Source organism: Bradyrhizobium sp. NBAIM01, assembly GCF_020194115.1.
Classification (GTDB): domain Bacteria; phylum Pseudomonadota; class Alphaproteobacteria; order Rhizobiales; family Xanthobacteraceae; genus Bradyrhizobium; species Bradyrhizobium yuanmingense.
Genome location: NZ_JADYVU010000002.1, coordinates 125,896 through 150,741 on the forward strand (window position 1 = coordinate 125,896; position 24,846 = coordinate 150,741).

General features: G+C 65.5%; 21 protein-coding genes. 2 read left to right on the plus strand and 19 right to left on the minus strand.

The window, feature by feature from the left end; genetic code table 11:
• Positions 1 to 60: 60 nt before the first annotated feature.
• The 9 genes from I6F31_RS06955 to I6F31_RS06995 form a co-directional block, all read right to left on the minus strand.
• Positions 61 to 1,365, minus strand: coding sequence for a TRAP transporter large permease subunit (locus I6F31_RS06955; protein WP_225136364.1), 1,305 nt, complete (start codon positions 1,363 to 1,365; stop codon positions 61 to 63).
• A 31-nt stretch (positions 1,366 to 1,396) separates the two neighbouring features.
• Positions 1,397 to 1,990 carry a TRAP transporter small permease gene (locus I6F31_RS06960; protein WP_225126335.1) on the minus strand — a complete coding sequence of 198 codons (594 nt, stop codon included), beginning with the start codon at positions 1,988 to 1,990 and terminating at the stop codon, positions 1,397 to 1,399.
• Between the two features lie 9 nt (positions 1,991 to 1,999).
• Entirely contained in the window at positions 2,000 to 2,998 is a 999-nt protein-coding gene (locus tag I6F31_RS06965) for a TRAP transporter substrate-binding protein (RefSeq protein WP_225146433.1), read from the minus strand.
• Between the two features lie 33 nt (positions 2,999 to 3,031).
• Positions 3,032 to 4,690: a hydantoinase B/oxoprolinase family protein gene (locus I6F31_RS06970; RefSeq protein WP_225126338.1), complete on the minus strand. Its 1,659-nt coding sequence runs from the start codon at positions 4,688 to 4,690 to the stop codon at positions 3,032 to 3,034.
• Between the two features lie 2 nt (positions 4,691 to 4,692).
• Positions 4,693 to 6,777 (minus strand): hydantoinase/oxoprolinase family protein, encoded by a 2,085-nt coding sequence (locus tag I6F31_RS06975; protein ID WP_225174951.1) that lies wholly within the window; start codon positions 6,775 to 6,777, stop codon positions 4,693 to 4,695.
• Between the two features lie 140 nt (positions 6,778 to 6,917).
• The gene (locus I6F31_RS06980) at positions 6,918 to 7,739 is read right to left on the minus strand and encodes an NAD-dependent protein deacetylase (protein WP_035998466.1); all 822 of its coding nucleotides are present in this window, start codon (positions 7,737 to 7,739) and stop codon (positions 6,918 to 6,920) included.
• A 74-nt stretch (positions 7,740 to 7,813) separates the two neighbouring features.
• Complete coding sequence (locus tag I6F31_RS06985) at positions 7,814 to 9,613, minus strand: cation:proton antiporter (RefSeq protein ID WP_225146431.1); 1,800 nt, start codon at positions 9,611 to 9,613, stop codon at positions 7,814 to 7,816.
• Positions 9,614 to 9,744: 131 nt separating this feature from the next.
• Positions 9,745 to 10,581 (minus strand): glucose 1-dehydrogenase, encoded by an 837-nt coding sequence (locus I6F31_RS06990; protein ID WP_035998460.1) that lies wholly within the window; start codon positions 10,579 to 10,581, stop codon positions 9,745 to 9,747.
• A gap of 70 nt (positions 10,582 to 10,651) precedes the next feature.
• Complete coding sequence (locus I6F31_RS06995) at positions 10,652 to 11,965, minus strand: solute carrier family 23 protein (protein WP_035998458.1); 1,314 nt, start codon at positions 11,963 to 11,965, stop codon at positions 10,652 to 10,654.
• A 126-nt stretch (positions 11,966 to 12,091) separates the two neighbouring features.
• Here I6F31_RS06995 and I6F31_RS07000 point away from each other — a divergent pair, with 126 nt between their 5' ends.
• Positions 12,092 to 13,426 carry a dicarboxylate/amino acid:cation symporter gene (locus I6F31_RS07000; protein ID WP_225185187.1) on the plus strand — a complete coding sequence of 445 codons (1,335 nt, stop codon included), beginning with the start codon at positions 12,092 to 12,094 and terminating at the stop codon, positions 13,424 to 13,426.
• 192 nt (positions 13,427 to 13,618) lie between these two features.
• Here I6F31_RS07000 and I6F31_RS07005 read toward each other — a convergent pair whose 3' ends face one another.
• From I6F31_RS07005 to I6F31_RS07050, 10 genes are all read right to left on the minus strand, one after another.
• Positions 13,619 to 15,232, minus strand: a complete 1,614-nt coding sequence (locus I6F31_RS07005) for an ABC-F family ATP-binding cassette domain-containing protein (RefSeq protein ID WP_225185188.1) — start codon at positions 15,230 to 15,232, stop codon at positions 13,619 to 13,621.
• A gap of 171 nt (positions 15,233 to 15,403) precedes the next feature.
• A complete protein-coding gene (locus I6F31_RS07010; protein WP_028138431.1) occupies positions 15,404 to 15,751 on the minus strand; it encodes a RidA family protein in 348 nt (115 codons plus the stop codon).
• A gap of 13 nt (positions 15,752 to 15,764) precedes the next feature.
• A complete protein-coding gene (locus I6F31_RS07015; protein WP_036021805.1) occupies positions 15,765 to 16,886 on the minus strand; it encodes an FAD-dependent oxidoreductase in 1,122 nt (373 codons plus the stop codon).
• Positions 16,883 to 18,301, minus strand: a complete 1,419-nt coding sequence (locus I6F31_RS07020) for an NAD(P)/FAD-dependent oxidoreductase (protein WP_225185189.1) — start codon at positions 18,299 to 18,301, stop codon at positions 16,883 to 16,885. The genes I6F31_RS07015 and I6F31_RS07020 overlap by 4 nt, the downstream gene beginning before the upstream one ends.
• Complete coding sequence (locus tag I6F31_RS07025; RefSeq protein ID WP_225185190.1) at positions 18,298 to 18,594, minus strand: (2Fe-2S)-binding protein; 297 nt, start codon at positions 18,592 to 18,594, stop codon at positions 18,298 to 18,300. Before I6F31_RS07025 ends, I6F31_RS07020 begins: the two co-directional genes overlap by 4 nt.
• Before the next feature lie 30 nt (positions 18,595 to 18,624).
• Entirely contained in the window at positions 18,625 to 19,761 is a 1,137-nt protein-coding gene (locus tag I6F31_RS07030; RefSeq protein ID WP_225185191.1) for an FAD-dependent oxidoreductase, read from the minus strand.
• An 8-nt stretch (positions 19,762 to 19,769) separates the two neighbouring features.
• A complete protein-coding gene (locus I6F31_RS07035; protein WP_035998443.1) occupies positions 19,770 to 20,576 on the minus strand; it encodes an ABC transporter permease in 807 nt (268 codons plus the stop codon).
• Positions 20,573 to 21,448, minus strand: coding sequence for an ABC transporter permease (locus I6F31_RS07040; RefSeq protein WP_225185192.1), 876 nt, complete (start codon positions 21,446 to 21,448; stop codon positions 20,573 to 20,575). The genes I6F31_RS07035 and I6F31_RS07040 overlap by 4 nt, the downstream gene beginning before the upstream one ends.
• Positions 21,445 to 22,485 carry an ABC transporter ATP-binding protein gene (locus tag I6F31_RS07045; RefSeq protein ID WP_035998437.1) on the minus strand — a complete coding sequence of 347 codons (1,041 nt, stop codon included), beginning with the start codon at positions 22,483 to 22,485 and terminating at the stop codon, positions 21,445 to 21,447. Before I6F31_RS07045 ends, I6F31_RS07040 begins: the two co-directional genes overlap by 4 nt.
• Positions 22,486 to 22,508: 23 nt before the next feature.
• Complete coding sequence (locus I6F31_RS07050; RefSeq protein ID WP_225185193.1) at positions 22,509 to 23,543, minus strand: ABC transporter substrate-binding protein; 1,035 nt, start codon at positions 23,541 to 23,543, stop codon at positions 22,509 to 22,511.
• A gap of 277 nt (positions 23,544 to 23,820) precedes the next feature.
• Here I6F31_RS07050 and I6F31_RS07055 point away from each other — a divergent pair, with 277 nt between their 5' ends.
• Positions 23,821 to 24,720, plus strand: a complete 900-nt coding sequence (locus tag I6F31_RS07055; protein ID WP_225146424.1) for a LysR substrate-binding domain-containing protein — start codon at positions 23,821 to 23,823, stop codon at positions 24,718 to 24,720.
• Positions 24,721 to 24,846 lie beyond the last annotated feature (126 nt).

The following is a 24,846-nucleotide window of genomic DNA, read 5'->3' on the forward strand; positions in this document are numbered from 1 at the left end:
TGAAACGGCAGCGGCGCTGACCGTTTTGCTTTCGATCCGCCGATCCCGGAACAAGTCGTCTTATCCGTAAAGCACCTTCGGCAGAATCGTGACGATGCCCGGCCACAGCGTCAGCAGCAGCACGAATCCGATCATGATCATGAGGTACGGCATCGTGACGCGGGCGATATAGCCGAGACCGTCGTCGGTCAGCCCCTGGATCACGAACAGGTTGAAGCCGACGGGCGGCGTGATCTGCGCCATCTCCACGGCGAGCACAAGGAAGACGCCGAACCAGACCTCGTCGAAGCCGGCACCCTTCACGATCGGCAGCACGATCGGCAGCGTCATCACGATCATCGAGAAGCCGTCGAGGAAACAGCCGAGCACGAGATAGAAGACGATCAGCGCCACGATCAGCATGAAGGGCGACAGGCCGAGGCTCTTGACGAACGCGGCCACCGCCTGCGGGATGCCGAGGAAGGCCGCGGCATTGCCGAGGATCGAGGCTCCCAGCACGATCAGCGCGATCATCGAACAGGTGACGACCGAGCCGATCAAGACGTCGCGGATCACCTGCTGCGACATTGCGCCTTGCGCCCAGGCAACCAGGGCCGCGCCGAGCACGCCGACGGCGGCAGCTTCCGAGGGCGTTGCGAGCCCGCCATACATCGAGCCGAGCACGCATGCGATCAGGAACAGCGCCGGCGCGAGATCCTTCAGTGCGGCAAAGCGCTCGCTCCACGGCACCTGCGAGAGCTTGGCTTCGGTCTCGGGCACCATCGCGGGTTTGAGGGTGGTGTGCAGCATCACCCAGGCCATGAACGTCGCGGCCAGCAGGAAGCCCGGCAGCACGCCGGCGGTGAACAGCTTCAGGATCGAGACGTCGCCAAGCACGCCGTAGATGATCATGATGTTGGAGGGCGGGATCAAGAAGCCCAGCGTGCCGGCGCCGGCGAGCGAGCCGATCGCGATGTCACGGGAATAACCGCGGCGCGTGAGCTCGTTGAGCGACATGCGGCCGATCACCTGCGTCGTCGCGGCCGACGAGCCCGAGATCGCCGCGAAGATGGTGCAGCCGATCACGTTCACATGCAGCAGGCGCCCGGGCAGTAGGCCCGCCCAGGGCGCGAGGCCCTGGAACAGCGAGCGCGACAGGCGGGTGCGAAACAGCAGCTCACCCATCAGGATGAACAGCGGCAGCGCCAGCAGCTCCTGCGTGGTCAGGATGTTCCAGGCGTATTGCGGCAGCAGCTTGTCGAGCGGGACCGAACGGAACATCGCGAGCAGCAGCGTCGCGGTCAGCGCAAGCGTGAGGCCGATCCAGACGCCGCAAGCTAGCAGCACAAACAGGATCGCGAACAGGGCGACGACTTCGATGGTCATGCGATCTTGGATCCGGATGCGGGCAAGGCGGTCATTCGACGGGCGAGGCCTTCATGCGATGGTCCTCCAGCGGCAGACCGAGCGCGGCCTGGATCGCACGCGCGAGGAACTGCAGCGTCAGCAGCAACATGCCGAAGGTGACGATCGCTTGCGGAAACCACAGCGGCGTGTCGCTCGAGGTCGAGACCTGGCCGCGCACGAAGGCGCTCCAGGCGAATTTCGCCATGGCCATGGTCAGGAACGCCATGAAGGCGAAGCCGGCCGCCGCCGAGAGGATCTCGAGCGCGCGCTGCACCGGCACGGGTGCGTTCTTCAGGAGCAGCACGACGCGGATGTGGCCGCCGACGCGCAGCGTCATGGCGGCACCGAAAGTGAAGGCCGCCGCCATCAGATAGGAGGAATATTCCCACGCGATCGAGATGGTCGGCGGGAAGAACGGCAGGAAGTTCGAGAGGAAGCGGGTTGCGACCTCGCACAGCATCAACAGCGTCAGCATCAAGAGACAGAAGCCGCCGATCCAGCCGTCGAGCCGGCCGAGGCGATCGATGGCGTCGAGGACGATGCGCAGCGGCGCGGGCGCCGCTGCGTTGAGGCTTTGCGATGCTTCGGGCGAAAGGCTCACCACGCCTCGCCCTCAGCCGCGCTTGATTTCGGCGAGATAGGCCCGCACCGGCTTGTCCGCTGCCGGCACGCGCTTGAGGAAGGCATCCAACTGCGGCGCGGTCTTGGCCCGGATGTCCTTCATCATGGCGTCCGAGACCGGCACCACCTCCATGCCGCCCTCCTTGAGGCGGTTGAGGCTGTCGACATCGGCCTTGAGCGAATTGGCCCAGAAGCCGGGCTCCATCTTCGCCGCGATGTCAGCGACCAGCTTCTGTTGATCGGCGCCGAGCGCCTTCCAGGCATCGAGATTGACGGTGAGCATCTGCGACGACCAGACATGGTTGGTCGGGTAGACGTATTTCAGGAACTCCCAGAACTTGCCGTCGACGCCGGACACCGACGAGGTGGACACCCCGGCCACCGCGCCGGAGGCGAGTGCGGGAATCGTTTCGCCCCAAGGGATCATCACCGCCGCCATACCGATGGCATTGAGCATCTCGACCGCGTTCTTGTCGGGCACGCGGATCTTGATGTTCTTGAGGCCCTCGACGTCGGCGACCTTCGCCTTCAGATGCAGATATTGCGTCGGCCACGGCACGATGTAGAGGATCTTCTGATTGTTACGCGCGGCGATCTTCTCATATTCGGGCCGCACATATTTGTGCAGCACCTTGAGCTCGTCCACGGAGCCGCAGAGGAAGGGGATGCTCTCGACGCCCATGAAGGGCTCGTCGCCGACCTGCTGGATGTTGAGGACGTCGGCGAGCGGCACCAGGCCGTCGCGCACGGCCCGCAAGTGCTCGGGCCCCTTGAAGCCGAGCTGGCCGCCGGCCTTCACGGTGATGGCGACCGCACCATTGCTTTGCTTCTTCACTTCCTCCGCGAAGGACATCGCGTTCTGGGTGTGGAAATTGCCGTCGGGCCAGACCGTCGACATATCCCAGCTCGTTGCCGCCCGTGCGCGAGTCGAGATGTGGCCGGCGGCGAGCAGCGTTGCTGCGCCCACAGTGAAGTTCCGTCGCGTAATCATTGCTCCCCTCCGTTTACCAAGCGCGCCGATGCATCAACGCGCGTACCCATAGACCTTGACTGCGTTCTCCGAAGACACGAGACCGCTTGCGACGTCGTCGTTGACGGCCGCGCGATCGCGCTCCCTGGGATCGCCGATGCCGGCACCGCCGGGCGTCAGCACGACCAGCCGATCGTCCGGCGGCACCTGCTGAAAGCCCTTGCCGCGCAGCTTCTTGCCGGATTTGAGACCGACATAGCCGGCCTCGCCGTTCTGGCCGCCGTCCCGCCCGCGCGGCGGGTGGTCGATGCGGTCGAACGCGGCGAGGATGTCGAACGGCGCATCGACCCCGCTGCCGACTTCGATGATCTGGCCGAGGCCGCCGCGGGTGCGCCCTGCCCCACCGGAATCCGGGCGCAGCTCCTTGCGCCAGAAGATCAGCGGCGTCTGCGTCTCCGCGATCTCGACCGGCGTGCCGCGCACGCCGCTTGGGTAAGCGGTCGCCGACAGCCCGTCCTTGCCGAAGCGCGCACCGGTGCCGCCGTTGGAGGTGACTGCCATCGAGAACCCGTAATTGCCGCCGGCGCCGGAGCGGGTCTGGCCGCGCACGTTGAGATTCCACAGGCAGGAGGTGCCTTCCGCAGGCACGCGCTCGGGAATGATCTGGCGCAGGCAGCCGAACACGACGTCCGGCAGCATCTGGCCGATGACGTGGCGCGACGCCACGGGCGCCGGCTTCGGCGCATTGAGGATGGCACCGGCCGGCGCCGACACCGTCAGCGGCGAGAGCGAGCCGGCATTGTTCGGGATCTGCGAGGCGACGACGCAGCCGAGGCCGAACACGGTATAGGCGGTGGTGTAGGACAGCGGCACGTTGATGCCGAATTTTGACGCGGCGGACGTGCCGTCGAAATCGACGTGGATGCCGGTATCCGAGATCGTCAGCGTCGCCGCCAGCGTCACCGGGGCATCATATCCGTCGACCACCATGGTGTTGCGCCAGCTGCCCTTCGGCAGCTTTGCGATCTCGGCCAGCACGGCCTCGCGCGAGCGGTCGCAGATGTAGTCGCCGAGCTCGTCGAGCGTCTCGATGCCGAACTCGCTCATCATCTCGACCAGGCGCTCGCAGCCAACGTCGTTGCAGCCGGCGAGCGAATAGGTGTCGCCCTCGGTGTCGATCGGAAGCCGCGTATTGGTGCGGATCATCGCCATCAGCGTCTCGTTGACGACGCCCTGGTCGATCAGCTTCAGCATGGGGATGTAGAGCCCCTCCATGAACACGTCGGTGGCATCGGGCCCGAAGCCGATGCCGCCGATGTCCATGAGATGGCTGGTGCAGGAGAACAGTGCGACGACCTTGCCGTCCTTGAAGCAGGGCGTGGTGACGACGAAATCGTTGAGATGACCGGTCCCCATCCAGGGATCGTTGGTGATGTAGGCATCGCCCTGCTTCATCGTCTCGATCGGGAAGTGAGCGATGAAGTGCTTGACCGATTCCGCCATCGAGTTGACGTGGCCGGGTGTGCCGGTCACCGCCTGCGCCAGCATCCGCCCCCTGAGGTCGAACACGCCGGCGGAGAGGTCGCCGCATTCGCGCACGATCGGGCTGAAGGCGGTGCGCAAGAGCACCTGCGCCTGCTCCTCGACCACGGCGATCAGCCGGTGCCACATGATCTGAAGGTCGATCAGGCTCGCGCCATTTGCCTTGCTCATGATCAGGCCGCCTTTCGTTCCATGACGATGCTGCCGGCACCGTCGATATGGGCGTCGAAACTGGTGGAGACGAAGGTCGAGGTTTCGTCTTCCGCGATCACGGCGGGGCCTGCGATGGTCGCCCCTGGCGCCATGTCCTCGCGCCGATAGAGCGGGATCTCGATCACTTCGCCGGCCCGGCCGTCGAAGAATTTTCGGCTGCCGGACGCCTTGGCCGCGGGCTGGCGCGCCACGGAAGCGACGGCGGGCGGATTGCGCGCCTCGGTGGTCGCGAGCACCGACCAGCTCAACACCTCGATCGCCGCGCCCGGGATCGGTCGCTCGAACATCGCCGAATAGTCGGCCTCGAACTGCTGCCGCAGACCGGCGAGATCGGCCGTCGTCAGCGGCCGGTTCGGCAGCTCGACGGTGATCTCGTGGCCCTGGCCGACATAGCGCATGAAGGCCGCGCGGCGCTCGCGCACCGGTGCGCCGGCAGCTCCAGGCTCGACCAGCGCACGCGCTTCGGTCGCCATCTCCTGAAGCAAGTCAGAGACCGCCTCGGTATCGAAATCATCGAGCCGGACGTGACGGCTGCGCACCAATTCATACGCGATGGGAGCCGCCAGAAATCCGACCGCCGAGCCGACGCCGGCGTTCGAGGGCACGATCACGCGGGAGACGCCGATCTTCTCGGCAACGCGCGCCGCATGCAGCGGCGCGGCGCCGCCGAAGGCGATCAGCGTGTGCTGGCCGACCACCGCGCCGCGCTCGACAGCGTGCACGCGCGCGGCGCTCGCCATGTTCTCGCAGACCACCTCGTGCACGGCATAAGCCGCTGTTTCCGCCGACAGGCCGAGCGGCGCACCGACATCGCGCAGCAGCGCCTGTTTCGACAGCTCCGGATCGAGCTTGATCGTGCCGGCCGCAAAGGCGTCAGGATCGATCATTCCGAGCGCAACGTCGGCATCCGTCACCGCGGGGCGCTGACCGCCGCGGCCATAGCAGGCCGGTCCCGGCTCCGACGAGGCGCTCTCCGGGCCGACGGTGACGCGCTTCATCGCGTCGACATGGGCGATCGAACCGCCGCCGGCGCCGATCTCGACCATCTCGATCACGGGGATGCGCACCGGCAGGCCGGAGCCCTTGAGGAAGCGCGCGGCGCGATCGACCTCGAACACGCGCGAGGTCTCGGGCTGGTATTTCTCGATCAGGCAGATTTTTGCGGTGGTGCCGCCCATGTCGAAGGACAGCACCTTGCTCTCGCCAAGCCTCGCCGCGATCTGCGCCGCGAAGATCGCGCCGCCGGCCGGACCGGATTCGACGAGACGCACTGGAAAGCGCCGCGCGGTCTCGATCGAGGTGACGCCGCCGCCTGACGTGACGAGGTAGATCGCGCCGCGGAACTGCTCGACCTGCAGGGCGTCGGCCATGCGGGCGAGATAACCGTCGATCAGGGGTTGCACATAGGCGTTCGCGACCGCAGTCGATGTGCGCTCATACTCGCGAATTTCGGGACAGACGGCGGAAGACAATGTGACGGAGATGCCGGGCATCTCCTCGGCCATGATCGCCGCTGCGCGTCGCTCGTGCTCGGGATTGGCGTAGGAGTGTAGGAAGGCGACCGCGACGCTCTCGACGCCGAGTTCACGCAATTTCGGCGCGAGCGCGCGCACGGCCGTCTCGTCGAGCGGGAGGCGGACGGCGCCGTGGGCGTCGATGCGCTCGGGCACGGTGAAGCGGAGGCCGCGCGGCGCCAGCGGCTTCGGCTTGTCGATGCTGAGATCGTACTGGTCGTAGCGGCTCTCGGTGCCGATATCGAGCACGTCGCGAAAGCCTTCGGTTGCGATCAGCGCCGTCTTGGCGCCGCGCCGCTCGATGATCGCGTTGGTCGCAAGCGTAGTGCCGTGGATGAAGACGTCGATATCGCTGATATGCGCGCGTGCATCGGCAAGAATGAGCCGCATGCCGCCCAGCACCGCCTGCTCGGGCCGCTGCGGCGTCGTCAGCACCTTGCGGGTTTTGCGGTCTTGTCCCACGTCCAGCACGATGTCGGTGAACGTGCCACCGATATCAACGGCAAGCCGCACCTCGGCTCCCTCGAGCATTCCAATTTCTCCGTGCTGATCGTCAAGTTCGGGTCCAAAAGCACAGCAATTCCCGTGCCATGAGGCATGCCTGCAACGCTGTGCCCGGCTATTTTGCGCGGCACCTATGCAATAGGCAAGGCGTGTTCGCGCCTGAGCGATCAGAGCAGGAATGCAAGCGCCGCTTCACAGCGCTCCTCAACCTTCAGCGTCAGGAGATCGTCGGCGCGCGTGCGGCCGAGATTGACCGCGGCGATGGGGATATTGCGCCGCGCGGCGGCTTGGACGAAGCGGAAGCCGGAATAGACCATCAGTGACGAGCCGACGATCAGCATGGCATCGGCTTCTGCCAGATGATCCTGCGCCGTGGCCACCACCTCGCGCGGCACGTTCTCACCGAAGAACACCACGTCGGGCTTGAGGATGCCGCCGCAGGCTTGGCAAGGTGGCACCTCGAAGGAGGAAAAATCCTCGTGCTCCAGATCGGCGTCGCCGTCGGGTGCATCCGCGGCATCGAGCGTCAGCCATGCCGCATTGGCGCGGCCGAGCGCGTGCTGAAACTCCTCGCGCGACGTCTTCGCCCCGCAGCCCATGCAGCGGACCAGATCGAGCCGGCCGTGCAGGTCGATCACCTGCCGATGGCCGGCCGACTGATGCAGCCGGTCGACGTTCTGGGTCAGCAGCATCCCGCACCGGCCGTTCGCCTCGAGCCGGGCCAGCGCGCGATGCGCATCGTTGGGCCTCGCCCGGCCGAACCGCCGCCAGCCGATCAGGCTGCGCGCCCAATAGCGCCGGCGGGTCTGCTCGTCCGACATGAAGGCCTGGAAGTTGACGGGCTGGGTCCGCTTCCAATTGCCCTGGCTGTCGCGATAGTCGGGAATCCCGGAATTGGTGCTGCAGCCGGCGCCCGTCAGCACGAACAGGCGTTCGTGCCGGCCGATGAAATCCTGGAGCGGAGGTTTTGCCGGAGGGGCATTCGTCATGGCGCATGATGTAGTTCGCGCCGGCCCGTTTTGCCAGATGACGACAATCCCGGCGCATGGCGGCCGCATAGCCGCTATCGCGGCGACCGCCGTCCCGTGAGATCGAGCGGACGAGCTTTCTCTTGTCCCGCGATCCGCGCGGCCTGCTGCAGCGTCAGCCTGAACTCGTCCCGCTTCTCGTGCACCGAGGCGATCGCATGCCCGACTGCAACGCCGAGGCCGACCAGTGCGGCTTCGGAGAGCTGCAGGCTCGCCTCGATGGTTTCCGGCACCGCATCGGTTGCGCCGATCGCGTAGAGGTGCCGGGCATGATCGGCGTCTCGCGCACGCGAGACGATCAGCACGTCCGGCCGCACCGCCCGGATCCGCTCGACGACGGCATCGATCGCCGGCCGCGACTGGATGGTGATGATCACGCCGGTCGTCTGCATCAAGCCGCAGGCTTCGAGGAAACCCGGCTCTGTCGCATCGCCAAAATAGACCTTGTGACCGCCGCGGCGATCACGCGCCACGTCGACGGCCGCGTGATCGACCGCGATGTAGTTCAGGCCATGGCTGGTCAGCAGGGAGCAGACCACCTTTCCAACACGGCCATAGCCGACCACGATGGCTTGCGCCCGGTCGCCGGGCGGCCGGACCGCGAGCTCGGGATCGGGCGTGCGTTCGCTGCTCAGCTTCGCGGCCAATCGTCGCCCGAGCATGCCCAGAAGCGGCGTCAGGGCCATCGTCACGGCGGTGACGGCGACGGCAAAGCTCGACACGGGGGGCTCGATCATGCCTCCGGCCGCCGCCATTCCGATGCTGACGAAGGCAAATTCGCCGACGGGGCCCAGCAGGAAGCCGATCTCGATCGCCGCCGGCCATGACAGCCTGAAGAGGCGTCCCAGGATGATGAGCACGATCGCCTTGCCGACGAGAATGCCGACGACGGCGGCCAACAGCCAGCCGGGCTCGCGCAGGAACACACGGACGTCGATCGCCATCCCGACTGTGAAGAAGAAGATGCCCAGCAGCAGGCCCTTGAACGGCTCGACGGTGGCCTCGATGGCCTTGCCATATTCGGTTTCCGCCAGCATCAGTCCTGCAACGAAGGCTCCGAGCGCCATCGACAGGCCAGCCTGGTGGGCGGCAAGGCCTGCGCCGACGATGACGAACAAGGTCGCGGCAACGAACAACTCCGTCGAATGGGTGCCTGCGACCATCTGGAAGAGCGGACGCATCAGCAGCCGTCCGACCAGAGTGAGGAAGGCTACCGCCAGCACAGCCTTCAGGACCGCACTGGAGATGTGCGCCACGACCGAGCCACCGCTTCCCGCGCCGAGCACCGAGACGAAAACCAGAATGGGGACGACTGCGAGGTCTTGAGCCAGCAGCACCGAGAAGCTGGCGCGCCCGGCCGAGGTGGAAAGCCGCCTCTCGGCGGACAGGAGCTCGAGCACGATCGCCGTCGAGGACAGCGCAAGGCTCGCGCCGAGGATCACGGCCGTATCGGAGCTCTGCCCGAAGAGAAGCGCCACGCCGAAAATCATGGCCGACGTCGCGAGGACTTGCAGGCCGCCGAGCCCGAACACCAGACGCCGCATCGTCATGAGCCGTCTGAAAGACAGCTCGAGCCCGATCAGGAATAGCAGGAACACGATGCCGAGATTGGCGATACCCTCGACGTTCTGGGCGTCCGTCACGGTGAACCAGTACAGGACCGGGACGTCCTTGACGAGCGAGCCGAGCCCGAGCGGACCGAGAATGGCGCCGGCCCCGAGATAGCCCAGCACGGGATTGATGCCCCAATGCCGGACCATTGGCACCACCACGCCGGCAGTCCCGAGCACCACCAGCGCGTCACTATAGGCATTGATGTTGATGGTTGTGGTCACGGGCCCTTCACGTGTCGGCGCCCGCCAATAGCGGCAGCGCCATCCACGGTCGATAGCACACGGCGCCGCAGATCCCCAACCGGTCGCGCCCCTCTATCCCACGCGAGGCGCGCGCAACCCCAAGCCGGTTTTCAGCTTGCCCAGTTCTCCCGAAACTCTGGAAACAGCGTCAGGCCCCCGCAGGCATAGATAGTCTGCCCGGTGATGTAGCTGGCGTCGTCCGAGGCGAGGAAGGCGAACACCGCGGCGATCTCTTCCGGCGTGCCGACGCGCCCCATCGGAATGTGGGAGGTGACGACGCCGCGCTTCTCCGGATCGCCGGTCCAGGCCGCATTGATCGGCGTGTCGATCGCGCCGGGACCAACCGCATTGACGCGGATGCGCTGGCCGGCGAATTCCAGCGCCAGCGTGCGCGTCAGATTGGCCATGCCGCCCTTGCTGATCGAGTAAGCGAGATAGCCGGGTTTGGGGATGATCTGGTGGACGCTGGAGCAGTTGATGATGCTGCCGCCTGCCCCGCGCGCGACGAAATGCGCCAGCGCCTTCTGCGCACACAGCACGGCGCCGTTCAGGTTGACGTCGATGATGCGGCGATAGGTTTCGACGTCGAGCGCCTCGCTCGGCGATTCCCGCTGGAAGCCAGCATTGTTGACGAGACAGTCGAGGCGCTTGAAACGCGCCAGGACCGTCTCGAACATCGCGGCGATGTCCTGCTCATTGCCGATATCGGCCTTGACGACGATATGGTCGAGCCTGCCGTGGCCGCGATCGCTCGATGCGGTTCGTGCGAGCGCGAGCGTCTCGTCCGCCCCCTCGGGACTGCCGAAATAATTGATGGCGACGGTCGCGCCTTCCTGGGCGAGCCGGATGGCGACGGCACGGCCGATGCCTTGTGAGGCGCCGGTCACCAGCGCGTACTGGCCGACGAGGCGCGAGGGAAACGGGGTCGAGCGTTCGGTTTGCGGCATGTGTTTTCTCCGGGATGCATCATCATGGATGGAACCGGCGTTTTGTTCCATCCCTCGCAGATGCCGGGATCTAGTCGGCTCGCTGCGCGCGCGGCGAGGTCAAGATCTGATAGAGGATGATCGCGCCGAAGGTCGCGGTGCCGATGCCGCCGATCGTGAATGCACCGAATTTGAGCGTGAGATCGCCGGCCCCTGCGATCAGCGCCACCGCGACCGTGATGAGGTTCGCAGGATTAGCGAAGTCGACCTTGTTCTCGACCCAGATTCGTCCGGCCATCGCCGCGATCAATCCGAACAGCACGATCGAAAGCCCCCCGATGACGGGACCCGGGATGGACAGGATGAGCGCGCCGAATTTCGGCGAGAAGCCGAGCAGGATCGACACCAAGGCTGCGAACGCAAACAGCAGGGTCGAATAGACCTTGGTCGCCGCCATCACGCCGATGTTCTCGGCATAGGTGGTGACGCCGGTACCACCGCCGCACGCTGCCACGATGGTAGCTAAGCTGTCGGCGAATAGGGCGCGGCCAAGATAAGAATCGAGGCTTCGGCCGGTCATGGCGCCAACGGCCTTGATGTGCCCGAGATTCTCGGCAACGAGAATGACCGCAACCGGCGCGATGAGGAAGATCGCATCGGCATGGAAGCTCGGCGCAGTGAAGTTCGGCAGCCCGAGCCACGGCGCGGCCGACAATTGCGTGAAATCGATGGGCTTGCTGAAACCGAGGCCGTTCGCGAAAAGCAGGTACAAGAGATAGCCGCCGACAGCGCCGAGGATGATCGGCAGGCGGCGCCACAGGCCTGGCGCTGCAACGGCCACCACGCCGATGATCAGCACGGTGGCGAGCCCGATCCAGGTGTCGAAGGCATTGGCGCTCACTGCCTTGACCGCCACCGGCGCGAGATTGAGACCGATCGCGGCGACGACAGCGCCGGTAACGGCCGGCGGCAGCAGCCGCTCGATCCAGCCGACACCGGACCACATCACGACCAGCGAAATCAGGCCATACAGCACTCCGGCGCCGACGATGCCGCCGAGCGCAACCGACAGGTTCGGGTTCGGCCCCTGCCCGGCATAGCCGGTGGCGGCGATGACGACGGCGATGAAGGCGAAGCTCGAGCCGAGATAGCTCGGCACGCGCCCGGCGACGATGACGAAGAAGATCAGCGTGCCGACGCCGGAGAACAGAACTGCAACGTTGGGATCGAACCCCATCAACAGCGGCGCGATGATCGTCGCACCGGACATCGCGACGCAATGTTGAAGACCCGAGACGATGGTCTGGCCCCAGGACAGCCGCTCCTCCGGCATGATCACGCCCGAGGTCTTGAGCTTCCAACGTGGAAAATAGCTCTGCTCGTCCGAGCCTGTTGCGATCGTCATGTTCCCACCCAAGTTCGACGCAACGACCGATGGTCGTGCCAACAGACAAAAATGTGATTGTCGCTTCTGCGGCGCCCATCACATGATGCAAATCATCCACGATCAATCCGTTCCCGAGCCTACATTATGACACAGATTGCGATCCCGTCAGCCATCCAGCGCCGGCACCAGCCCTGGTACAAGATCCTCTACGTCCAGGTGCTGATCGCGATCGCACTCGGCGTGCTCATCGGCTATGTCTATCCCGATCTCGGCAAGGCCTTGAAGCCGCTCGGCGACGGCTTCATCGCGCTGATCAAGATGATGATCGCGCCCGTGATCTTCTGCACCGTGGTGCACGGCATCTCCTCGATGGGCGATCTGAAGCGGGTCGGCCGGGTCGGGCTGAAATCGCTGATCTATTTCGAGACGGTCTCGACCGTGGCCCTCGCGGTCGGCCTTCTGGTCGGGGAGATTCTCCAGCCCGGGCACGGCTTCAACATCGATCCAGCCACGATCGACCCGAATTCGGTGGCGACCTACGTCGCCAAGGCCAAGGAAGAGGGCATCGTCGCCCACCTGATGGCGATCATTCCCGACAGCTATCTCGGGGCGATCGCGCGCGGCGACCTCTTGCAGGTGCTGCTGATCTCGATTCTCTCCGGCTTCGCCATCGCCTTTCTCGGCAAGGCCGGCGAGCCCATCGCGGACGCGATCGACAAGGCGGCGAAGATGTTCTTCGGCATCATCCGCATCATCGTGCGCGTCGCGCCGATCGGCGCCTTCGGCGCCATGGCGTTCACCGTCGGCGCCTACGGCCTCGGCTCGCTGCTCAATCTCGCCGCGCTGATCGGCACGTTCTATCTGACCAGTATCCTGTTCGTGCTGATCGTGCTGGGTTCGATCGCCCGGCTCGCCGGCTTCTCGATCCTGCGCTTCATCGCCTATATCAAGGACGAACTCTTGATCGTGCTCGGCACCTCGTCCTCCGAGACCGTGCTGCCGCAGATGATCCAGAAGATGGAGCATCTCGGCGCCTCACGCTCCGTGGTCGGCCTCGTCATCCCGACCGGCTACAGCTTCAACCTCGACGGGACCAACATCTACATGACGCTGGCGACGCTGTTCCTGGCGCAGGCGACCAACACCCATCTGACCATCTGGCAGGAGCTCGGCATTTTGGGCATCGCCATGATCACCTCCAAGGGGGCCTCGGGCGTGACCGGCGCCGGCTTCATCACGCTCGCTGCGACCCTGTCGATCGTGCCTGATATCCCGATCCAGTCGATCGCGATCCTGGTCGGCATCGACAAGTTCATGAGTGAATGCCGCGCGCTCACCAACCTGATCGGCAATGGCGTTGCCTGCGTGGTCATCAGCATCTCCGAAGGCGAGCTCGACCGCGACGCGCTGCACGAGACCATGGCGCATCCGCTGGAGATCGGCGAGGCGCTGGAGCCGGGTGGAGGCGCGGCATCCTAGGCCGCGCAATCGGTGGGCAGACGAAGCCTGGTTCCGATGCGGTAGTTTCCCGGAGTAGAAAATCGATGCGGCCCGCGTCACAACAATGGCGTTGGGATCACGGATTTATACTCATTTTTTTCCGCCCGACGCGCTGGGGGCAGGGCGTCGGGCTTTTGAAAATCACAGCCAGATCCAGAGCGCCAAGCGGGATCAGACGATCCCGCCATCGATGCGCGGCAAATTGGCGGCAATTTCGATCCGCCGCGTGATCCCGATCGCCTGCAGGAACGCCTCGTCATGGCTGACGACCAGCAGTGCGCCGTCATAGGCCCGCAAGCCGGCCTCGACGGCTTCGATGGACTCGAAGTCGAGATGATTGGTCGGCTCGTCCAGGATCAGCAGCGACGGCGGCGGCTGCCCGCCCAGCACGCAAGCGAGGCCCGCGCGGAAGATTTGCCCGCCGCTCAGGCTCCCGGCGATTTGCAAGGCGGCATCGGCGCGAAACATGAACCGGGCCAGCGCGGCGTGGCACTCGTTCGCACCGGCCTTCGGATTGAGACGCCGAAAATTGTCCAGGATGGAGCGCGCCGGGTCGAGCAGGCTGACCTTCTGGTCGAACAACGCGAAATCCGGCCTGAGCCGCACGATGCCCGCAAGCGGACGCAGCTCGCCCACGATGAGCTTCAGCAGCGTCGTCTTGCCGGAGCCATTGGGCCCGACCAGCGCGACGCGCTCCGGCCCGACCACCGCAAATGAGAGGTCGCGCACGACTGGCTGCTCCGGCCAAAAGCCAGCGCTGACACCGTCAAGCCAAAGCACCTCCCTCCCCGCCGGCAGGTCGGTTGCGGGCAATTTGACCGAGAGCGGCTGAAGAACCTCGACGCGCCGGCGCGCCGTGTCGATGGCTTGAAGCGCTTCCGCGCGCTGCCGCTCGGCGATTTGCGCATTCTTGCCGCCGGTGTCCTCGCTGCGATCCTTGCGGGCGCCGGCCAGGATGCGCGGCATGTCGCCCTTGGCGCGCTTCTTTCTGCCGCCGCTGTCCTTGCGCGCTTTCTTCTCCGCGGCCTCCCGCGCCCTCCCGTCGATCTCGGACAGCCGGTTCTCGGCAAGCGCGAGATCGTGCCTCACAGCCGCGAGCTCGATGGCCTTCTGCGTTCGAAAGCTGCTCCAATTGCCACCATATCGCGTCGCGCCGAGCGACGTCAGTTCGACGATCGCATCCATGGTGTCGAGCAGTGTCCGGTCGTGGCTGACGATAATCGCGCCGCCGCGCCAGGCCGCCAGCAGATCGGTGACGGCCTTGCGTCCGTCCTGGTCGAGATTGTTGGTGGGCTCGTCCAGCAGCAGGAAGTCAGGCGCAGCGAACACCAGCGCGGCGAGACGAACCCGCGTGATCTGGCCACCGGACAGGCACGACAGCGCCGTATCGGGAGACGGATCGAACCCGAGGCGCGCCAACGCGGCCTCAAGCCGCGTCTCGAGCGTCCAGTCGACCGCAGCGGCCTCGTCGGCGGAGGCGTCGCCCCGCTCGGCACGGCGCATCAACTCGAGCGCCGGCCGCACGCCGAACAGATCCGCCACGGTCGCGCCGGCAAGAACCTGCACGTCCTGGCGCAACAAGCCGATAGTGCCGTTGATCAGAACGCGTCCCGACTGAGGAATATGTTCGCCGAGCATCGACGCAAGCAGCGTCGTCTTGCCAACGCCGTTACGGCCGACGAGACCAGTTCGCTCGGCGCCGAATGTCAGATCGAGGTTTGAGAAGAGAGAGCGCCCGTCAGGCGTGGACAGCGACAGGTTCGACAGGATGATTGAAGCAGGCATGGAATTCCCCGTGAGCAAGGCGGATGGGCGTTGCGGTCGGGGAGAAATCCATGGCTGCGAAGATCCTGATTGAGGAACTCTCTAACTAGTCCCATCAAAAGGCGAGATCAAGGCGCGGCTCGAGGAGACAACAGCGTGATTGGCGCTGTCGTCCTTCCTCGCCGTGCGCCATCAGCCCTTGAGCGCGGTCACCACCACCTCGATTAGCGCGCCGCCGCCGAGATCGGCGACGCCGACGGTGGCGCGGGTCGGCAGGTTGTCGCCGAAGAATTCGGTCCAGGCCGCGTCCATCTCTTTCTTCTTGGAGAGATCGGTGACGAAGATCGAGGCGCTGACCACGCGGCTCTTGTCGGTTCCCGCCTCTTTCAGATAGCCGGCGATCTTGCCGAGGATGTTGCGGGTCTGCTCGCCCATCGAGACCGAGGTGTCGTCGGCGATCGTGCCGCCGAGGAAGACGAAGCCATTGGCTTCGACGGCGCGGTGCATGATGGGCGTGCGGATGCTGCGGGTGATGCTCATGATATCCTCTTGTTTAGAGCGTGGAAGGGTGGAAGCGGTCGATGCCGAGTTCGCCGATACGGGTCTGGGTGCCGCCGTTGACGATCAGTTCCGCCATCACGGCGCCGGCGCCAGGGCCGAGCTGGAAACCGTGCAGCGAGAAGCCGAACTGGTGATAGAGGCCCTTGTGACGCGAGCTCGGCCCGAACACGGGAATGTCGTCCTTCATCTTGGCTTCAATGCCGGCCCAGGCACGGACGATGTTGGCGCTGCGCATCACCGGAAACAGCTCGAACACGGTCTGCGCACTGGTCGCAAGGCTCTTCCAGTCCAGCACCGTCTCGTTGCGATCCTGATAGGGCGTCGCCAGATGGCCGCCGCCGATCAGCACGGTGCCGTTCTTGAACTGCTTGAAGGACAGCTTTCGACCACGCAGGATCACGACGGGGTCGATGAAGTGCGGCACGCGCGAGGTGATCATCAGCATCGGCGCCACGGTTTCGACCGGGACGGGCTCGCCGAGATGAGCCGCGATCCTGCCGGCCCAGGCGCCGGCAGCATTCACCAGCACCGGCGCGGCAAAGCTCTCCGACCCGGCATCGACGTGCCAGAGGCCGTCACGGTGCCGGATGCTGCCGGCAGCTACGCCTTCGCGCACAGTTGCGCCCAATTGCTCGGCCTTGCGGCGGAACGCCGTCGTCGTCTGCGCCGGATTGGCCGCACCGTCACGCCGAGAAACCACACCGCCGGGACAGGTCTCGGCCACCGCCGGCACCAGCCGGCGCAGTTCGGCGGCGTCGATCAGCTCCTCGTGGGTGAAGCCCAGCGCATTGAGCTCGGCGACGCGCGCGCGGCAGAGGGCGAGTTCTTCCTCGTTCTCGGCGACCAGCACCTGGCCGTAGCTCTCGAAGCTGCAATCGTCGTCGACGAGATCCGTGATCTTCTCCCAGATGTCCATCGAGCGGATCGACAGCGGAATCTCGGGAATGTGCCGCGCGAGCTGCCGGACGCCGCCGGCATTGACGCCCGAGGCGTGACGGCCGGCATAGTCCTTCTCGATCAGCACCGGCTTCAGGCCGGCGAGACACAGATGCAGCGTGGTCGAGCACCCGTGGATGCCGCCGCCAATGACGATCGCATCCACATTTGTGCTCATCCGCGCACCACAGCCTTGACGTCGGCCTCGCTCTTGGGAACGGCGGCGAGTTCGGCCAGCGTGATCGGCTTCACCGGCGCGCGCAGCCGGTAGTAACCGATCTCCTGCGGGGTCTTGCCGCGCGCCCCCGCCATCAGCTCGGTGACGGTGAGGCCGCAGAGCCGGCCCTGGCACGGGCCCATGCCGGTGCGGCGATAGGCCTTGAGCTGATTCGGCCCGGTCGCGCCGATCGCGACGGAATCGAGAACGTCCTTTGCCGTGACCTCTTCGCAACGACAGACGATGGTATCGCCTGAAGGAATCCGGAACTGCGGCGCTGGGCGGAACAGCGTGTCGAGGAACAGGCGACCACGCTCAGCCTTGGCGAGGTCGGAACGGAGCGTCGCCATTGCGGGAAGTTTTGCGGCAGAAGCGGGCGCCAGTGCTTCGACGGCGGCGCGCGCGGCAATGCGACCGCGCACCACGGCTGCACTCGCGCCGCCGATGCCGGCCCCGTCACCGGCGATCGCGATGCCGGCGACCGACGAATTGCCGCTCGCGTCGAGCACTGGCGACCAGCACAATTGCAGATCATCCCAGCGATGCTCGATGCCGGCTGACATCGCCAGATTGACGTTGGGCACGACGCCCTGATGCAGCAGCAACAGGTCCGCAGCGATGGTCTCGCGCTTGCCGCCGGCGACGTAGCTCACGCTGGCAAGCTGGCCATCACCGGAAGCCGCAAGCTCGGTGACGCCGGAGACGACCTGCACCTTCGCCCTCACCTCGCGCATCATCGACAGGCCCTTGGCGAAATAGGGCGAGGTGAGGAAGGCGAAAGCGTGCGGGAGCGCGGCGAAATAATTGCCGCGCTGGGTGGTGTCGAGGATGCGATCGATGCGGCCGCCAAGCCGCAGTATCTGCGCGGCGAGCAGCCAGAGCAGCGGCCCCTGCCCTGCGATCACCGTGCGTCCGTCGGGCACCAGGGCCGAGGACTTCAGCATGGTCTGCGCCGCGCCGGCGGTCATCACGCCCGGCAGCGTCCAGCCGGGAATTGGGAACGGCCGCTCCAGCGCACCGGTCGCGAGAATCACGCGTTTCGCCTTGACGAAGGCCGAGGCGCCGCCGATCGAGACGGCGATATCGAGATTGCGGTCGAGGCTCCAGACGGTGGCGCGGTGAATGACCTCCGCATTGCTCGCGCGCAGCGACTGCACGAGATCGGCCCCGACCCAATAATCGGCGCCGAGCTGATTGCGCTCGGTAACCGGCGTCGAGGCGATGGCGCGAAACACCTGGCCACCGGGGCCGATGTTCTCGTCGAGCAGCAGCGTCGAGAGGCCGGCCTCGGCGGATGTTGCGGCAGCAGCAAGGCCCGCGGGCCCGGCGCCGATCACCACGACGTCATAGTTTCCGCGCTTGGGAGCCACGCTCATTTTCCGATCTCCCGCTTGCCCTTCTGGATTTCGATCTGCATGCCCTCGGCGACGGGGACGAGGCACCCTTGCCGGTTGCCGACGCCGTCGATGGTGACGAGGCAGTCGAAGCACACGCCCATCATGCAATAAGGCAGACGCGGCGCGCCGCTGACAGCGGTGGAACGCCGTGCGTCAACGCCGGAGGCCAACAGCGCGGCAGAAACGGTGTCACCCTGGCGCGCCGCGGCGGCGATGCCGTCGACGAAGATCTGCACCTGTGGCCGCTTGTCCTGTTCGGATCGCTTGAACATGGGATGCCTCTTGGCTCCTTCTCAAAATCTTCAATAGCCGCGGCTGTTGGCAGCACCTGCGCCGCCAAAGCGGCTGGCCGAGAACGCGCCGACCAGCTCCGGCTCGAGCGCGCCCTGCGCCACCATGCGCGCGATCTCGAAGGCGTGGTTGGAGGCGAGCGTCACGCCGGAATGGCAGCAGGCGACGAAGGCACCGGGATGCGTCTCCGACTGATCGTAGATCGGAAAGCCGTCCTGCGGCATGACGCGGATTCCGGACCAGCTCCTGACCACGTTGAGCCGCGCCAGATGCGGAAACATGCGCTGCGCGCGATCGGCCATGACGCCGCTGATCGACGGCTTCAGCGTGCGATCATCGAGCTCGTCCTCCTTGCTGTCGCCGATCATCACCGTGCCCTCGTCGGTCTGGCGGATCGTGGTCAGCGGATGCGGCAGGAACGGCATGGTGCGCTCGGTCACGACGACCTGGCCGCGAGTCGGGCCCATCGGCGCAAAGAGGCCGACCATCGGCGCCAGCGTCTGGTTGGCGTTGCCGGCGGCGAGCACGATCTTCGCGGCGCGCAGCTCGCCCTGCGGCGTGATCAGTCGAAATTCGCCCCCACTCTTGCTGATCGCCGAGACCGGACGCTCCGGAAAATAGTCGATGCCGAACGCAATGAAGCCGGTGTGGAAGGCGCGGAAGGTGCGCAGCGAATTGACGTGGCCGTCGAGCGGACAATAGCTGCCGCCGGAGACCTCGGGGCCGATCAGCGGCAGCGCCTCCTTCACCTCGGACGGCCGCAGCATCTCCATCTTGTAGTCGGCCGCGCCGACCTGGTTGTGCATGCGCTTGACGAGCTCGGTGCGCTGGCCGAATTCGTCCTCGCCGAGCGTGAGATGAAAACCGCCGTTCTGCTGCAGGGCGACGTCGAGGCCGGTCTGCTGCTTCAGCTCGGAGGCCAGCCGGCCCCACGCCTGCGAGGCCTGCACGGTCCACCGCGTATAGGCCGGCATGCCGAGCCCTTTGCTCTGCACCCACACCAATGCGAAGTTCGCGCGCGAGGCGCGCTTGGTGATGTCGCCTTCGTCGAGCACGGCGACCTTCTTGCCGAGCCGGCCGAGGCCCCAGGCAATGGCGGAGCCGAGCAGTCCGCCGCCGACGACGGCGACGTCGTAATCTCCTGACATGAGTTCTCCTATCGTCCCGTATCGCCCTTGCCAGCGAGCACACGGTCGAGCCCGTAGAAGCGGTCGAGCAAAATGAGGGCGGCCATGGTGATTGCGATCACGCAGGCCGAGACCGACGTCACGAGCGGATCGATGTTGTCCTGGATGTAAAGGAACATGCGGACCGGCAACGTCTCGGTCCCGGGCGCAGCAAGGAAGACGGTCATGGTGAGATCGTCGAAGGACTGGATGAAGGCGAGCGCCCAACCGCTAATCACGCCGGGCAGGATCAGCGGCAAGGTCACGCGGCGGAACAGCGTCCAGCCGCCGGCGCCGAGCGAGACCGCCGCCATCTCGACCGTGCGGTCCATGCCGGTCGCCGCCGCCAGCGTCAGCCGCAGCGCGAACGGGAACACGATGATGACATGCGCGACGATCAGCGCCGCGAAGCTACCGCCGAGACCGGCCGAAGTGAAGAAGCGCAGGAAGGCGATGCCGAGCACCACATGCGGGATCATCAGCGGCGACAGGAACAGCGCCGCCAGCACATCACGACCACGGAAGCGATAGCGCGAGATCGCCAGCGCCGCCGGCACCGCGAACAGCAGTGCCACGAGGGAGGACAACGCGCCAAGGCCGAGGCTGACCCAGAAGGCGTGAATGAATTCGGGGTAGTTCGCAATGGTCCTGAACCAGCGCAGCGAGAAGCCGTTGGTCGGCAGCGACAGGTATCCCTCAGGCGTGAAGGCGACGAGGCAGACCACCAGGATCGGCGCCACCATGACGATGACGAAGATGGTGTGAAAGATCAGCGCGAGCGGACCGTTCCGGCTCATCGGAACACCTCCGCATAGCGGCGTTCGATCAGTGCGTTGCTGCCGACGACGATCAGCACCAATGCGGCCAGCAGCAGCGTTGCGACCGCAGCGCCCAGCGGCCAGTTCAGCGTGTTGAGGAATTCGTCATAGGCGAGCGTTGCCGCGACCTTGAGCCGGCGGCCGCCGATGATCGCCGGCGTTGCGAAGGCGCTGGCCGAGAGCGAGAACACGATGATGGCGCCCGACAGCACGCCCGGCATGATCTGGGGCATGATGATGCGGCGGATGATGGTCGCAGGGCCCGCGCCGAGCGACATCGCAGCATTCTCGATCTGCGGATCGAGCCGCTGGAGGGCGGCCCATACCGACAGCACCATGAACGGCATCATCACATGCGCGAGCGCGATCACCACGCCTGTTTCGGTGAACATGAAGGGAATGGGGGAGCCGATCAGCCCGAGCGACATCAGCAGCTTGTTGACGAGGCCGTTGTTGCCACCGAACAGCAGGGCCCAGCCCAGCGTTCGCGCCACCACTGAGATCAAGAGCGGCCCGAGAATGACCAGTAGGAAAAAACTCTTCCAGCGGCTGCTCATGCGGTTGAGGATATAGGCTTCGGGCGCGCCGAGCAGCGCGGTGAGCAGCGTGGTCAGAATCGCGATGCGAAAGGTCCGCCAGAACATCTCGGCGTAATAGGGATCGGTCGCGATCTCGTGCCAGTTCTTGAAGATGAAGACCGGCTCGATGCCCTTGTACTGGCCCCAATCGTGGAATGACAGCATTACCGTCATCGCCAGCGGAATCAGCAGCACGCCGACGAACAGCATCAAGGCGGGTGCGGTCAGCACCCACGGCGCGCGCAGGCTGCGCTCCTCGGCCGCCATGCTCATGCGCCGGCCCTCACGCGAACGCTCATGTCTTCGGGCCGCCAGGTGAGGCGAACCGCGTCCCCTTCGGCCGGCTGCGCTTTGCCGTCGTTCTGGCGGATCACGATCGCCGGGCCGCATTCACTGTCGCACTGGAACAGCCAGTGATTGCCCTGGAAGATGCGCGTGATGATTTTTGCGCTGAGCCCTGTATCGCCAAAGCCGATTCTTTCGGGGCGAACGCTGACGGTGACGGGACCGCCGAGCCCAGCCGGCGCCGGTGCGCGCCAGGAGCCGGCCACCAACTGCGTCGGCGCGACGGTCCGGTCGATCGTTCCGGCAAAATCGTTGGTCTTGCCGAGGAATTGCGAGACGAAGGCCGAGGCCGGCCTTTCATAGGTCTCTTGTGGCGTGCCGATCTGCTCGATCTTGCCCTGGCTCATGACCACGATGCGATCCGACAGCGACATCGCCTCGTTCTGGTCATGCGTGACCAGGATCGTGGTGGTGCCGACGGTGCGCTGGATCTGGCGCAGCTCGATCTGCATCTCCTCGCGCAGCTTGGCGTCGAGGTTCGACAGCGGCTCGTCGAGCAGCAGCACGCTGGGCTTGATCACCAGCGCACGCGCCAGTGCCACGCGCTGCTGCTGGCCGCCGGACATGCGGCGCGGATGGCGATCCTCGTATCCGGCGAGGCCCACCATCGCGAGTGCGGCGCGGACGCGTTCGGACCTTTCAGCGCGCGGCACGCCACGCATCTCCAGGCCGAAGGCGACGTTCTCCGCCGCGGTCATGTGCGGAAACAGCGCGTAGCTCTGGAACACGATGCCGAGGCCGCGCTTTGCCGGATGGATCGCGGTCAGGTCCTTGCCCTCAAGGCGGATCGCGCCGCGCGTCGGATCGAGGAAGCCCGCGATCATCTGCAGCGTCGTGGTCTTGCCGCAGCCGGACGGGCCGAGGAAGGAGATGAACTCCCCCTTCCCCACCGACAGGCTGAAGTCATCGACCACAGTCTGCGTGCCGAACTGCTTTGCGACCCGATCGAGCTCGAGATAGGCCATGACGCTGTCTCCGCGGCGACCGATCAGCGTTCGACCTCGCGATTCCAGCGCTTGGTCCACTCCTCGCGCTTCTCGTTGATCACGGTCCAGTCCGGATTGTAGAGCTTGGCCGCGCGCTCGCCGATCGGCGCCATCTTGCCGAGCTCGGGCGGGATCACCAGCGATTTCAGCACCGGGCCGTAGCCGTAGTCCTTCAGCATCACGAGCTGGGTTTTCGGATCGAGCAGCATCTTGACGAAGCTCGCAGCCAGCGGCGAAGCATTGGGCTTGTTGATCGGGCACGCCGTGGTCAGCAGCGTCGCTGCGCCTTCCTTCGGGTAGACGAAGTCGACGGGGAAGCCGGTATTGGCGAAGCTCTGCACGCGGCCGGTGCCCCATACCGCGATCACGGCCTGGCCGGACTGGAACAGCTCGGTCATCTTGCCCGGCGACGGCTCATAGGCCAGCACGTTCGGATTGATCTGCTCCTTGAAGATCTTGAAGCCGGACTCGACGTTGGTCTCGCCGCCGCCGTTCATCTTCGACAGCATCACCAGCGCTTCGAGACCGTAGGTGTTGTTGATCGGTGGAATCACGAGCTGTTTTGCGTATTTCGTGTCCTTCAGGTCGTTCCACGAGGTCGGCGGCGCCCAGCCTTTCTCCTTGAACACCTTCGTGTTGTACATCAGCCCGGTGGCGACGATGCCGATCGCAACCGCGCGATCGTCCTTGAAGCGTGCAGTGTCGTAGAGATCGGCGGGCAAGCCGTCGAGCTTGCCGCAGAAGCCGAGCTGGATGGCCTGGTACATCGGGCCATCATCGACGATGGCAACGTCGATCTGCTGGTTGCCTTTCTGCGCCTGGAGCTTGGCCAGCGTGTCGGTGGAATTGCCGGCGACGTATTCGACCTTGACGCCGTTCTCCTTCTCGAAGGCCGGGATCACCTCGTCGCGGATGGTCTTCTCAAACGAGCCGCCATAGCCGGCGACGTAGAGCGTTTTCTGCTGGGCCGAGGCGACCGAGGGGACGGCAATGAGCGCTGCGATGCTGACCGCGGTCAGAAGGCGAAGAGTCTTCATGTGGACCGATCTCCAATACCGGAATGAGGTGACGTGCCGACGAGTCTCGCTGGCTGAAGCGCGTTGCCGCATTTCCTTCCGCGCGAATCACTCTCCGATCAGGGCTCCGGCCCCCATTCGGCGGGTTTTGGCGCGATCTGGAGGGTTGAACACCTCCAATCTGCCGAAAAAGCGGGCTGTCTCCAGTCCTGATGAAAAAGATCGCAGACCCAAGCTTCCATCGTCCAATGAATAATGGCACCCTCTGCATGCCGAAATGTTATGATTGGGTGGTGGAATGGCGCGGATCAATTCGCGGCAGGTGGAGGCCTTCCGCGCGATGATGCTGACCGGCAGTGTGACCGAGGCGGCGGCGCTGATGAAGGTGACGCAGCCGGCCGTCAGCCGCTTGCTGCGCGACCTCCAGGCCCTGCTCAAAATGGAGCTGTTCGAACGGCGCGGCACCGGCCTGGTGCCGACCGCCGCGGCGATGGCGCTCTATACCGAAGTCGAGCGCTCCTTCGTCGGGCTGGAACGCATCACTGCGGCGGCGGAAGAAATCCGCGGCCGGCGCACGGGCTCCCTACGCATCGCAGCACTGCCGGCGCTGTCGAACGGCTATCTGCCGCGGCTCACCGGTCACTTCCTGAAGGAGCGGCCAAACCTCAACCTCGCCTTCTTCGGTGTCATCTCGCCGATCGTGGTCGACTGGGTGCTGAACAATCAATGTGACGTCGGCTTTGCCGAGGTGCCGATCGCGCATTCCGGTCTGCCGAGCCAGAGACTGCCGGCGCCGGCGCGCGTCGCAGTGCTGCCGACCGGTCATCGCCTCGCGGAGAAGGAAGTGCTGGAGCCGCGCGATTTCGAGGGCGAGACCTTCATCTCGCTGTCGGCGGGATCGTCGAGTCGGCATCTCGTCGACCAGGTCTTCCACCGCCACGATGTCCGCCGCGTGCTGCGGGTTGAGACCACGCTGTCGGAAATCATGTGCGGCATGGTGTCGTCAGGCCTCGGCGTCGCGATCTGCGATCCCTTCACGGCGCAGGAATTTGCAACGCGCGGCGTCGTCGTGCGCCGCTTCCTGCCGCGCATCGATTTCGAATTCTCCGCGGTCTTTCCGGCGCAGCGCAGCCCGTCCCCGGTGGCGCTGGACCTGGTCGAGACCATGCGCAAGGCGCTGGTGGAGTTTGAGGATTAGGGCTTCGGTTCGAACAGTGCAGCTACAGGCTCGCTTCAACCTCTCCCGCTTGCGGGAGAGGTCGGCGCGTAGCGCCGGGAGAGGGTTCTCTCAACACGGGGAGTGTCCCCGATTGGAGAGAGCCCT

Coding starts and splice junctions, on each gene's coding strand:
- I6F31_RS06955 (WP_225136364.1), bottom strand. CDS start 1,365: ATGACCATCGAAGTCGTCGCCCTGTTCGCGATCCTGTTTGTGCTGCTA.
- I6F31_RS06965 (WP_225146433.1), bottom strand. CDS start 2,998: ATGATTACGCGACGGAACTTCACTGTGGGCGCAGCAACGCTGCTCGCC.
- I6F31_RS06970 (WP_225126338.1), bottom strand. CDS start 4,690: ATGAGCAAGGCAAATGGCGCGAGCCTGATCGACCTTCAGATCATGTGG.
- I6F31_RS06975 (WP_225174951.1), bottom strand. CDS start 6,777: ATGCTCGAGGGAGCCGAGGTGCGGCTTGCCGTTGATATCGGTGGCACG.
- I6F31_RS06980 (WP_035998466.1), bottom strand. CDS start 7,739: ATGACGAATGCCCCTCCGGCAAAACCTCCGCTCCAGGATTTCATCGGC.
- I6F31_RS06990 (WP_035998460.1), bottom strand. CDS start 10,581: ATGCCGCAAACCGAACGCTCGACCCCGTTTCCCTCGCGCCTCGTCGGC.
- I6F31_RS06995 (WP_035998458.1), bottom strand. CDS start 11,965: ATGACGATCGCAACAGGCTCGGACGAGCAGAGCTATTTTCCACGTTGG.
- I6F31_RS07000 (WP_225185187.1), top strand. CDS start 12,092: ATGACACAGATTGCGATCCCGTCAGCCATCCAGCGCCGGCACCAGCCC.
- I6F31_RS07005 (WP_225185188.1), bottom strand. CDS start 15,232: ATGCCTGCTTCAATCATCCTGTCGAACCTGTCGCTGTCCACGCCTGAC.
- I6F31_RS07010 (WP_028138431.1), bottom strand. CDS start 15,751: ATGAGCATCACCCGCAGCATCCGCACGCCCATCATGCACCGCGCCGTC.
- I6F31_RS07015 (WP_036021805.1), bottom strand. CDS start 16,886: ATGAGCACAAATGTGGATGCGATCGTCATTGGCGGCGGCATCCACGGG.
- I6F31_RS07020 (WP_225185189.1), bottom strand. CDS start 18,301: ATGAGCGTGGCTCCCAAGCGCGGAAACTATGACGTCGTGGTGATCGGC.
- I6F31_RS07025 (WP_225185190.1), bottom strand. CDS start 18,594: ATGTTCAAGCGATCCGAACAGGACAAGCGGCCACAGGTGCAGATCTTC.
- I6F31_RS07030 (WP_225185191.1), bottom strand. CDS start 19,761: ATGTCAGGAGATTACGACGTCGCCGTCGTCGGCGGCGGACTGCTCGGC.
- I6F31_RS07035 (WP_035998443.1), bottom strand. CDS start 20,576: ATGAGCCGGAACGGTCCGCTCGCGCTGATCTTTCACACCATCTTCGTC.
- I6F31_RS07040 (WP_225185192.1), bottom strand. CDS start 21,448: ATGAGCATGGCGGCCGAGGAGCGCAGCCTGCGCGCGCCGTGGGTGCTG.
- I6F31_RS07045 (WP_035998437.1), bottom strand. CDS start 22,485: ATGGCCTATCTCGAGCTCGATCGGGTCGCAAAGCAGTTCGGCACGCAG.
- I6F31_RS07050 (WP_225185193.1), bottom strand. CDS start 23,543: ATGAAGACTCTTCGCCTTCTGACCGCGGTCAGCATCGCAGCGCTCATT.
- I6F31_RS07055 (WP_225146424.1), top strand. CDS start 23,821: ATGGCGCGGATCAATTCGCGGCAGGTGGAGGCCTTCCGCGCGATGATG.